This is a genomic window from Leisingera methylohalidivorans DSM 14336 (assembly GCF_000511355.1).
In the GTDB taxonomy this organism is placed as follows: Bacteria; Pseudomonadota; Alphaproteobacteria; order Rhodobacterales; family Rhodobacteraceae; genus Leisingera; species Leisingera methylohalidivorans.
This window is the reverse complement of record NC_023135.1, coordinates 3,045,160-3,055,865: the sequence shown is the minus strand read 5'-3', so window position 1 is coordinate 3,055,865 and position 10,706 is coordinate 3,045,160. Positions and strand designations below refer to the sequence as shown.

10 protein-coding genes and 2 pseudogenes are annotated in these 10,706 nt (G+C 63.6%); 9 read left to right on the top strand and 3 right to left on the bottom strand.

The features are described from left to right. Window positions 1-8 precede the first annotated feature (8 nt). Genes METH_RS15015 through METH_RS14980 form a run of 8 tightly spaced genes read left to right on the top strand, consistent with a single transcriptional unit; the run spans window position 9 to window position 7,717 of the window. Window positions 9-1,676, top strand: coding sequence for a thiamine pyrophosphate-binding protein (locus tag METH_RS15015; protein WP_197538805.1), 1,668 nt, complete (start codon window positions 9-11; stop codon window positions 1,674-1,676). A gap of 4 nt (window positions 1,677-1,680) precedes the next feature. After that, window positions 1,681-2,505, top strand: a complete 825-nt coding sequence (locus METH_RS15010) for an aspartate dehydrogenase (RefSeq protein WP_052348715.1) — start codon at window positions 1,681-1,683, stop codon at window positions 2,503-2,505. Between the two features lie 11 nt (window positions 2,506-2,516). Then, on the top strand, window positions 2,517-4,025 hold the full coding sequence (locus tag METH_RS15005; RefSeq protein ID WP_044008447.1) for an aldehyde dehydrogenase: 1,509 nt from the start codon (window positions 2,517-2,519) through the stop codon (window positions 4,023-4,025). After that, window positions 4,022-5,260: an FAD-dependent oxidoreductase gene (locus METH_RS15000; protein ID WP_044008446.1), complete on the top strand. Its 1,239-nt coding sequence runs from the start codon at window positions 4,022-4,024 to the stop codon at window positions 5,258-5,260. Before METH_RS15005 ends, METH_RS15000 begins: the two co-directional genes overlap by 4 nt. Then, entirely contained in the window at window positions 5,260-5,727 is a 468-nt protein-coding gene (locus tag METH_RS14995; RefSeq protein ID WP_024091325.1) for a flavodoxin domain-containing protein, read from the top strand. Before METH_RS15000 ends, METH_RS14995 begins: the two co-directional genes overlap by 1 nt. Window positions 5,728-5,768: 41 nt before the next feature. Then, complete coding sequence (locus tag METH_RS14990; protein ID WP_024091324.1) at window positions 5,769-6,032, top strand: recombinase-like helix-turn-helix domain-containing protein; 264 nt, start codon at window positions 5,769-5,771, stop codon at window positions 6,030-6,032. A gap of 12 nt (window positions 6,033-6,044) precedes the next feature. Continuing rightward, window positions 6,045-7,097 carry an aromatic ring-hydroxylating oxygenase subunit alpha gene (locus METH_RS14985; protein ID WP_024091323.1) on the top strand — a complete coding sequence of 351 codons (1,053 nt, stop codon included), beginning with the start codon at window positions 6,045-6,047 and terminating at the stop codon, window positions 7,095-7,097. Beyond that, window positions 7,094-7,717: a pentapeptide repeat-containing protein gene (locus METH_RS14980; protein ID WP_024091322.1), complete on the top strand. Its 624-nt coding sequence runs from the start codon at window positions 7,094-7,096 to the stop codon at window positions 7,715-7,717. The genes METH_RS14985 and METH_RS14980 overlap by 4 nt, the downstream gene beginning before the upstream one ends. Window positions 7,718-7,953: 236 nt before the next feature. Here the strand turns inward: METH_RS14980 and METH_RS23195 are convergent. From METH_RS23195 to METH_RS14970, 3 genes and pseudogenes are all read right to left on the bottom strand, one after another. Then, window positions 7,954-8,372: pseudogene (locus METH_RS23195) on the bottom strand (integrase core domain-containing protein); the annotation flags it as partial. A gap of 159 nt (window positions 8,373-8,531) precedes the next feature. Then, window positions 8,532-9,551 (bottom strand): helix-turn-helix transcriptional regulator, encoded by a 1,020-nt coding sequence (locus METH_RS14975; protein ID WP_024091321.1) that lies wholly within the window; start codon window positions 9,549-9,551, stop codon window positions 8,532-8,534. A 121-nt stretch (window positions 9,552-9,672) separates the two neighbouring features. Continuing rightward, window positions 9,673-10,250: pseudogene (locus METH_RS14970) on the bottom strand (transposase); the annotation flags it as partial. 42 nt (window positions 10,251-10,292) lie between these two features. Between METH_RS14970 and METH_RS14965 the strand changes: the two are divergent. After that, window positions 10,293-10,679 carry a hypothetical protein gene (locus METH_RS14965; protein ID WP_197538804.1) on the top strand — a complete coding sequence of 129 codons (387 nt, stop codon included), beginning with the start codon at window positions 10,293-10,295 and terminating at the stop codon, window positions 10,677-10,679. The last annotated feature ends 27 nt before the right edge of the window (window positions 10,680-10,706 follow it).

The window sequence follows — 10,706 nt, the reverse complement described above, 5'->3', positions numbered from 1 at the left end:
AGATGAAAATGGAACCTATTGCAGACGCGGGAACCGTCGGGGACTTTATCGCCCGCTACCTGGCCGACATCGGGGTGACCACCATCTTTGGCGTGATCTCGATCCACAACATGCCGATCCTCGACGCCGTGGCGCGCCAGGACCGGATCCGCTTTGTGCCTGCCCGCGGCGAGGCCGGCGCCATGAACATGGCCGATGCCTATGCCCGGGTGACTGGGCACCTGGGGGTCTGCATGACCTCCACCGGAACCGCCGCAGGCAACGCTGCCGGGGCGCAGGCAGAGGCGCTGACCGCAGGCTCGCCGGTACTGCATATCACCACCCAGGTGGACCGTGAATTCGCCGACCGCGACCGTGCCGCCATCCATGACGTGCCGCGCCAGCCAGAGATGCTGCGCGGGGTTTCCAAGGCGGTCTACCGCATGTGGGATGCTGGCGGCGCCATTGGCACGCTGACCGCGGCGGTGTCGTCGGCGATGTCCGCCCCCTCCGGCCCGGTGAGCCTTGAGATCCCTGTTGACGTTCAGCGCTCGCCCGCGCATCCGGCCACCCGTGTGCATGCGCCGGAAGTGCAGAAGCCGCGCGCCCCTGACAGCGTCATCGAGGAGATCGCCGAGCGCGTCAAAGCCGCCAAACGGCCGATGATCTGGCTGGGCGGCGGCGCCCGCGGCGCCGGCAAAGAGGCGACCGAACTGATGCGCCGGGGCTTTGGTGTTGTGACCTCCACCAATGGCCGCGCTGTGGTTTCGGAAGAGGAGAGCGGCTCGCTTGGGGCTTTCAACATGACGCCCGAAGCGGCGGCGCTTTATGACAGCTGCGACCTGATGATCGTTGCCGGCTCGCGCCTGCGCGGCAATGAGACCCGCAACAACAAGCTGCCGCTGCCGCGTCCGCTGATCCAGATCGACGCCGAAGCCAGCCAGGGCGGGCGCAACTACCCGGTTGAGGTCTTCGCCCATGGCGATGCCGCCGATACGCTGGCACGGCTTCTGGAGCTGCTGCCGGAAAAACTGGACACGGATCCGGAGCTGCCCTTCGATATCGCCCGCACCCGCGCCCAATCCGAAGGCCGGATGCGCGACATCCTCGGCCCCTACAGCGTGGTGGCCGATGTGCTGGCGGAAAAGGTCAGCAGCGGTGGCCACGCCTGGGTGCGCGATGTCACCATCTCGAACTCCACCTTCGGCAACCGTTATGTGCGGATTTCCGACCCCAAACTCGGTGTGCATGCGCTGGGGGGAGGCATCGGGCAGGGTGTGTCGATGGGGATTGGCGCGGCGCTTGCCTCTGACGGGCCGAAAGCAATCACCATTCTGGGCGATGGCGGCACCATGCTGGGGCTGGCCGAAATGATCACCGCCGTCGATGAGCACGCGCCGCTGGTCTACGTGCTGATGAATGATCAGGCTTACGGGGTGATCCAGAACATTCAGGACGCTCAATACGACAGCCGCCGTCACTACTCCCAGGTCGCGGTGCCGGATTTCGAAGCCTTTTGCGCCTCGATCGCCATGCCGCACCGGAAGGTCACCGACGTCGAAGATTTCGGGACCGCTCTTGAAGCTGCGCTGGCCGCCCGCGGTCCGCAGGTGATTGAGGTCGACATGTGCGCCATCGGCCCCTTCGCCGAAGCCTTTTCCGGTCCCCCTGCAGGTGCCGCAGGGAACAAGGAGTAACCTGATGGATCTCGCACTGATCGGATTCGGCAATATCGCCACCACGCTGCTGTTGCTGCTGAACGACACGCTTGATGCGCCGCTGGACAGCCTCACCGTCATGGTTCTGCCGGAGTTTGCCGAAGATACCGAAGCGCGGCTTGAGCGCGACTTCGCCGGGCTGGCCGCGGCCCGGCAGGTGGTCACATCCGTTCCCGCGCTGCTGGAGGCGCGGCCGGACCTGCTGATCGAATGTGCCGGTCATGCGGTGGTCAAAGCCCATCTGCCCGAGGTGCTGCGGTCCGGGGTGGACACCATCCTGGTCTCTATCGGCGCGCTGGCGGATGACGGGCTGCACGCGGATCTTCGCGCCGCCGCCCGGGAAGGCGATGCCCGGCTGATCCTGCCGGCCGGGGCCGTCGGCGGCATCGACCTGCTGTCGGCGCTTGGCGCGGCTGGCGGGCTGGAAGTGACTTATCGCGGCACCAAGCCGCCAAAGGCCTGGAGCGGCACCCCGGCGGAAGAAGCGCTTGATCTTGATCACCTTGGTGAACGGGCGATCTTCTTCACCGGCAACGCCCGTGAAGCGGCGACAGCCTATCCCAAGAATGCCAATGTCGCGGCAACGCTGGCCCTCGCGGGGGCCGGGTTCGAAGCCACCCGCGTCGAACTGGTCGCTGACCCTGCCGCGCCCGGCAATATGCATGAATACGAGGTCAGCTCGCCGCTCGCGCGCTATTCCATGCGGATCGAGAATCTGCCGTCGGCGGGCAACGCCAAGACCTCTGTCTCCACTGTCTATTCCGTCTTGCGGGAAATCCGCAACCGGATCGGCCCGTCTGCAATCTGAGGAGCTCTGCGATGAAAGATGCAAGTGATATCCCCCTGCCGGACGGCAAGCTGTTTGTCGGCGGCGAATGGGAAACCGGCACCGGTGCAGAGATCACCTCGATCTTCCCGGCCGACGGCACTGTCAACCGGGTGCTGAAAGGCGCCTCGCGCGAAGACGGGCTGCGGGCGATTGCCCGCGCCAAGGCAGCGCAGGCCGACCCTGCTTGGCGCAGCCTGAAACCGCATGAACGGGCCCGCTATCTCTCTGCCATCGCGGATGGCATCGAAGCCAACGCAGATCGCATCGCCCTCATCCAGAGCCGGGACACCGGCAAGACCCTGCGTGAAACCGGCGCGCTCGCGGGCTCGGCGGCTGCCACCTTCCGCTATTTCGCTGCGGTGCTGGAAACCACCGATGACAGCCTGACCGCTCAGCGCGGCACCGCGCTTACGATGTCGGTCCACGAACCTCTGGGTCTGGTGGCGGCCATCACGCCGTGGAATTCGCCCATCGCCTCTGATGCGCAGAAAGTGGCCCCGGCGCTGGCGGCGGGCAATGCGGTGCTTCTGAAACCTGCATCCTGGTCGCCGCTGGTGAGCCTCGAACTGGCCCGCATTGTCGAGGCGGCAGGGCTGCCCAAGGGGCTGTTCTCGGTGCTGCCCGGCGCCGGGCGCGAGATCGGCAATCTGCTGGTCGAACATCCCGATATCGCCAAGGTGAGCTTCACCGGCGGCACCTCGACGGGGCGGATGCTGGCAAAACAGGCGGCGGAAAAGCTGATGCCGGTCTCGCTGGAGCTGGGCGGCAAATCCCCGACCATCGTTTTTGCCGATGCGGATATCGATCAGGCCGTTGCCGGGGTAATGTTCGGCGTCTTCTCCTCCACCGGGCAAAGCTGCATCGCCGGCGCCCGGCTGTTTGTCGAAAAGCCGGTCTACGATGACTTTGTGGCCCGGCTGACCGAGGCGACGAAGCGGCTGAAGGTCGGTCATCCGTTTGAGGAGACCACGCAGGTGGCGCCGATGGTGCATCCGGATCACCGCGACAGCGTCGCCCGTTACGTCGAAATGGCGCGCAGCGAAGGGGCCGAGGTCCTGTGCGGCGGCAGTGCCCCAACAGGAGAGGGCTACGGCAAGGGCGCCTATTACCTGCCGACAATTCTTGCCGGGGTGCCCAATACCGCGCGGATCTGCCGCGAGGAGGTCTTTGGCCCGGTACTGGTCGTGCTGCCCTTCGAGGACGAGGCGGATGTGATCGCCCAGTCGAACGACAATGACTATGGTCTCGCGCTGGGTCTCTGGACCCGGGATTTCCCCAAGGCCTGGCGGGTCGGTCGGGCGATTTCTACCGGCACCGTCTGGGTCAATACCTACAAGCAGTTCTCGATCTCAACGCCCTTTGGCGGCGAGAAGGACAGCGGCATGGGCCGGGAAAAGGGCCGCGAGGGCATTCGCGCCTACATGGCCCAGAAATCGATCTATGTTGATCTGAGCGGTGCCCCCCATCCCTGGGCCGGTGCCGCGCTGGAGGCGTCATGACTGCACAGATTGCCATCGTGGGCGCAGGCCCGTCGGGCTGCTACCTGGCCCAGGCGCTGCTGAAGGCGCAGCCGGATCTGCAGGTCGATGTGATCGACAAGCTGCCGGTGCCCTACGGGCTGGTGCGCTACGGCGTGGCCCCCGACCATCAGGGCACCAAGGGGGTGATCCGCCAGTTTGCCCGGCTGTTCGAACGCCAGGGCGCGCGGTTCATCGGAAATCTGGCTGTGAACGAACAGATCTCGCTGGACGATCTGCGCGCCGCCTATGATGCGGTGGTGCTGGCGGCCGGTCTGCCGGGCGACCGCAGCCTGGGCATCCCCGGCGAGGATCTGGCCGGTGTCCATGCCTCGGGCCAGCTGACCCAGGCCATCAACGAGCATCCCGAGGCAGCGGATCTGCCGCGGCTGGGCAAGCATCCGGTGATCATGGGCAACGGCAATGTGGCCATTGACCTGCTGCGGCTGCTGGCCAAGACGCCGGAAGAGCTGGAAGGCTCCGACGCCGGGCCGGGTGTCAGCGCATGGCTCGCCGCCAGCGGTATTGAGAGCCTGCAGATCATTGGCCGCTCGCAGGCGGGGCAGGCCAAGTTCGATCCCGTCATGGTCAAGGAATTGGGCAAGCTGGCCGGTGTCACCATCCGCGTGGAAGGTGCCGGAGACAGCGATGATCCCGAAGCCGCCAAGAAACTCGCCGCCTTGGCCGTGATCGACGGCCACGGCACCGGCCGCCGCCTGGTCACCTTCCGTTTTGGCCTGACGCCGGTGGCGCTGGAAGGTCGTGACCGCGTCGAAACCGCCGTGTTCCGCACCGCGGATGGCGGCGAAGAGCGCATTTCCTGCACCGCGTTTCTGACCGCCATCGGGTTCCGGGCCGAAGGCGCGCTGGAACGGGACGCGCTGGTTGCGGGGGCCGAGGACGCCGAAGGCGGCAAGCTGGATGATGGCCTCTATGCCACCGGCTGGTTCCGCCGCGGCCCGCGCGGCACGATCCCGGAAAACCGCGCCGATGCCCAGGCGCTGGCAAAAACTATTCTGGCCGAAATCCCGGCAGAGGGCAGCGGCAAACCCGGCCGCGCCATCCTGGAGGGGCTGCCGGATCTGGTCAGCTACGAAGGCTGGCAGCGGATCGACGCCGCCGAAACCGCCGCCGCGCCCGAGGGGCGCTGCCGCGTCAAGATCTCAACCCGTGCCCGCATGCTGGCACTTTCCAAGGCAAGCGAGGAGTTGCGCTGATGAATATTACCCTGCTGTACGGAACCGAAACCGGCAACGCCGAAATGCTGGCCGAAGACATCCAGTCGGAGCTGGAAAGCGGCCACGAGGTGGATTGCCAGAATCTTGAAGATTTCGACCCCGGCGATTTCGACCGGGATGCCTTCTATCTGCTGGTCTGCTCGACCTATGGCGACGGAGAGCTGCCGGCTTCGGCACAGCCCTTTGCCGAGGCGATGGCGGCGGCGGCGCCTGATCTAAGCGGTGTGCATTTCGCCATCTTCGGGCTGGGCGACAGCGAATATGACGAAACCTTCAATCAGGGCAGCGGCAAGCTCGCGGAGCTCTTGGTCTCATATGGCGCCACGCAATTGGGCGAACGCATCGTGCATGACGCTTCCGGCGACGATCTTGCCGAGGATCTGGCCTTTCCCTGGGCCGAGGCCGCCGTGGCGATTGCCGCAGAAAAACTGAGCGAGGCGGCCTGACCGGCCCGCCTTTCCGAAACCCACCCTCAAAGGAGACCGCCATGCTGCAAGATCCCGCCCTGCGCACCCAATCCAAAGGCCGCCCGCTGACCGATGCGGAAACCCGGTTCGCTCAAGATCTGGAGCGCATCTATGAAACCGGCTGTCACGATTTTGAAAAAGTCGTGGACGAGCTGAACAGCCGCAAGATCACCCGTCCGTCGGGCGAGGCCGGCGCCTGGACCCTGGAGGTCTTTGAAGCCGAACTGAAACAGATCAACGCATCGCATGATGCAGCGCATGCCGAACACGGCATCGGCGCCTGAGGGGGAAAAGCCATGCAGAACAGTCAAAGCAATCGCAATCGTGTCGAGGAATACGTCTCTCAGGGGCTGCGCGGCTTCTGGATGCCGGTGGCCACCTCGGTGCAGCTGAAAGCGGGCAAGCCGCTGGCGCGCCGGGTCGCGGGTGAGAACCTCGTGATGTGGCGCGATGGCGCAGGCCATGTCCATTGCATCGAGGATTTCTGTCCGCACCGCGGCGCAAAACTGTCGCTGGGACGTGTTCATGGCGACCACATCGCCTGCTGGTACCACGGTGTAACAGTGGATGGCACCGGCACCGTGGTGCGGGTGCCCGCGATGCCGGAATGCGCCCTGGAAGGCCGCAAGGCGCTGACCTCGTACGAGACCGCAGAAGCAGGCGGCGCGGTGTTCATCTACCTGCCTTCCGCCGACCGGCCCGAAGCGCCCGAGTTCACCCCGCCGGAAGAGTTCGTCTCGGATGAATGGCAGGTCTTCCCCTGCATGACCCACTGGGACTGCAACTACCGCTTCAGCCTCGACAACGCAGCCGACCCGATGCACGCCTCCTATCTGCATGCGGACAGTTTCACCCTTGCCTACGGGTCGAAACAGGACACCATGAAGCTTGAAAAGCGCGAGAAGGGCTTCCAGATCGAGCGCGTCTCGCAACAGGGCGTGAACTTCGACTATACCGAGGTGGTGATAGATGAGGGCGTGATGTTCTTCCGCCTCGATATTCCTTACCCCGATGGCGCCGGTCCGGGCGGGCCGTTCCGGATCATCGGTTTCGCCACCCCCATCGACGAGCACACGCACCACAGCTTCTTCTGGCGTTGCCGCAAGGTGCAGGGTGTGGCGGCGGAGAGCTGGCGCTTCCTCTACCGGGCCAGCCTCGAAGACCGTCACTGGCATGTTCTGGAACAGGACCGCACCATGCTGGAATCGATCCCCGAAGACGCCCGCCGCCGCGAGATGCTCTACCAGCATGATATCGGTGTCTCCCGCCTGCGGCAGATGATGGTCAAACGCGCCAAAGAGCATTTCAAGGCGCTGGATGCCCAGGAGGCGGAGAAGGAAAGCGCATGACGCCGATGTCTCCGCAGGAACTGCGCGCGGCTCTGACCGCGCCCTTCGTTCCCGGCGAGGCCCTGGATCTCAGGGCCCGCCGCATCACTGGCGCGCTGGACCTGTCGGGGCAGTCCCTTTGCGGCTTTGACCTGACGGGATCGGTCTTTGAAGGGCGGGTGACTCTCGCCGGGGCAACCTGTCTTGGCCTGACATGGTTCCGCGATTGCGTCTTTGAACAGGGGCTGGACGGCGGCGGCGCCGTCTTCGGCCATGATCTGAGGTGCGACGGCGCAGAGTTTCGTGGCGATGCCTGCCTGAGAGGCGCGGAAATGCGCGGCACCTGCGTTCTGGACGCCGCGGTGCTGCGGCAGGAGACGGACCTTGCGGGCGCAGAGATCCTGTCAAGCTTCTCCTGTGCAGCGACCCGGTTTCATGGCCCGGTCGATCTGGCCGGCGCGACGCTGCTCGGCGGGCTTTGGGCTGAAGGAGCCATTTTCCAAAGCGGTGTCAATGCGTCTGACGCTGAGGTTTATGGCCGTACATGGCTGCGCCGCATCACCGGGGCAGATGACAGAGGAGGGAGTTGCCACGCGTCGCTCATGGAGCAGATCACGCCCTACGGGTACATGTGGACTTAGGCCATGTTGATGGCGTGGATGCCTCCCACCAGACGGCATCGTTCTTTGCCAATGTGATGCGTGTTGAAGCCATCTCAAAAGGAGGGGCATCCCTATCCGAAGTGGCCAGGCGTATAGTCCCAGGCGGGTGGTGGGTTGGATCGGCGATGTGACCTGAGCCCCAAGTTTCCTCCCCCTCGCGGAGAGACATTGGGGTTGGTTTGATGGCCCTACGCGGGCAGTTTGCCCATGTTTGTTTACTCTGCAAATTCTTTCGGTGTTAGATTTGCTAACGCCGAATGTGGTCTCTGGGTGTTGTAATCCTCCTGCCAGGTTTCCAGCGTATGGCGGGCATCAGCCAGTGAGCTGAAAAGCGTTTCATGCGAGAGTTCATCTCGCAGCTTACCATTGAAGTTTTCGATGAATGCGTTCTGGGTGGGCTTTCCTGGCGCAATGCAGTGCCAGCCGATGCCGGTTCCTGCCCCCCTCTGAGCACTGCCTGGCTGGTGAACTCGGTGCCGTTGCCGGAAACGATGGTGCCGGGTGTGCCTCGCTCTACAATCAGCCGATCCAGTTCCCGCGTGACCCGCAGGCCTGTCAGCGACGTATCGGCAATCCGCGCCAGATTCTCGCGGGTCAAGTCTTCCACCACGGTTAGGATGCGGAAGCGGCGGCCACCTGCGCAGCCATTGCAGGTTTTATTGATCAGTGTGCCCCCCCGTTACGGGGGCAAAATTCCGTGCCTGTTCGCAAAGAATTCCCCATTCAGCAAATCGTCATGCCGACCCGACCGTTCTGTGATCCTGAACAAGGCATTGCAGCGCAGGGCCTGCGTTCAGCTTTCTGATGTCCTGTAGGAACTGGGGGTTACGCCCGTCCACCGCCGGAAAGCGCGGTGGAAATTTGCGGGAGAGGAGAACCCGACATCCTGAGAGATTTCTTCGATGCTCTTATGTCCGGCTTGCAGGTCGCGAATGGCTATGTCCCGGCGCAGCCCGTCTTTGATCGCCTGGAAGGAGGTGCCTTCCGCGTCCAGCCGTCTCATCAGGGTTCTTGGGGTAACGTTCAGGGTGCGGGCGGCACCTGCCAGGTGGCCACCCTCCCAGCTTGTCCGATAAAGGAACTCCCGGACCCTCAGAGACTGCTTATGTTCTCTATACCCCGTGAATATCCAGTCGCGGGGGGCCCGGTTCAGAAACTCCTTCAGTTCCGCAGTGCTGCGTTTGTTTGCCGGCCCCAGTTTCGCCGCTTCAAAGGTAATTGCCGAACACGGAGCCTTGAAGCTGACCTGCGCCGGAAAGATCATTGAGTAATCGTCTGAAAACCCGGGGCGTTCAAAAGCAAATTGAACCGCCTGAACAGGCACTTCATATCCTGCAAGCCAGGACAGCAGACCATGTGCCAGTTTCAGCATCAGCATATGGCCAAACTGCTGACAGGGCCGCGTATCCCGCGGCACAAGCCGCAGACTGATACTGCCTTCTCCGGTTGCGAGTTCTAGCTGGTAGTCGTCCAGCAGAAGGTTCCAGAATGTAGAAAACCGGTGCAAGGCCGAGGGAAGTGAGCTGGCTTCGCGGACCGTCGTCAGGAGATGCTGCAGGGCTCTGGCCCGGATCGGGCGGCTCCAAAGCCCCATCATTTCATCTTTGGTTTCGATGGCGGCAATTTGGTAAAGCCGGACAATCTGATCCAAAGTAATGCGGTGGGCAAGGTGACCCCGGACCGTATGCATCCCCGCACGCTGCAGGAAGGATGCTAGCTGGGCATCCGTGCAACACTGCCTTAAGGCCATGATCCAATCCTCGGCGAACTGCGCCGAGACTGTGGCAAGGCTGGAAGGGTCCGAAGCTGTCATTTCCTTGGGTTCCAGCGCCGTTTGCCATTATTGGGAAACATGCCGTCTTTTCTGACCGTGAAACTGATGAGCTGCAATACGCATTCGGCGTGAGGGAACATTAGTCCACAATAACGGAAATGCGCGAAGGCGTCAGACCGGCCCAAGGACCAACTCGCTTCGAAGTGGAGAAGCGCGCCGGATCGTCCACGGTAGAACAGCAGATGAGCGTCATGACAGCCCCAATCCCGGGAATCGTCATCAGGCGGCGGCAAACAGGATCGTCCTGGGCGCGCTGGCGCACTTGCTTTTCGAGGGTGGCGGGATCCTGGCGCAGGGAAGCTCTGGCGCGCAGCATCGGCCCAGCCGCGGTTTCCAGCATGATGTTGCCGTCTGCCATTTTCCGAATGCGGCTTGCGAACCTGCCGTGAGAGATCGCGCCGACCATAAGGCCAAAGTTCCGCAGCAGTGCCCGCAGCGGCATTTGCAATGCGATCATGCCCTGTTGGGTGGCTTTCCGGGCACCAAGAACGGCGCGGACCTCCTGTGCTGTGGCAGACTTGCAGCAAACCGGGCGGAACCAGCCGAGGTGAAGCGGGTGTGCAATCCTCTCGGCATCCCGCCGGTCTGTTTTAATCGCTATGGCCTTCAGCGCATCTTTCACCCGGCGTGTTCCATGGGCACAGCATCCAGACCGGCTTCGGAGAGACCGCGGTACAGGACGTCGCGGAACTGCTCCATGACGGGTTCGGCGCTGCAGTCGTGGGTATTCAGCTGTCAGTTCCCGGGGTGCCCCCTGCCAGCTCTCCGATTGCTCTGGGGCAGGCCATCGCATTGGATTTCAATGACAGCTGGCGGGCGGCCTGGTGGCGCCGCACCGTCGGTTACAAGGCTTTTGCCGAACGTTTCCGCAGCCTGATCGCCGGGGAGACCGGAGATTTCATGACCCAGCTCAAGTTCGTGCAGACAGCAGATGCCGGCGCCGCAGTCCTGGCCCGGCTGCAGGGGGGAGACGATCAGCGCGACATCCTGTTGAGAATCTCGGACCACAGCCGCCGCGGCGGCGATGTGCGGGGGCTACTTGCCGATGGCAGCTGCAGGACACAGGCAGACCACGCCTTGAAAACGCTCAGGAGCTTCACCGAATGACACAGAAACCCGCCATACACACTCCTG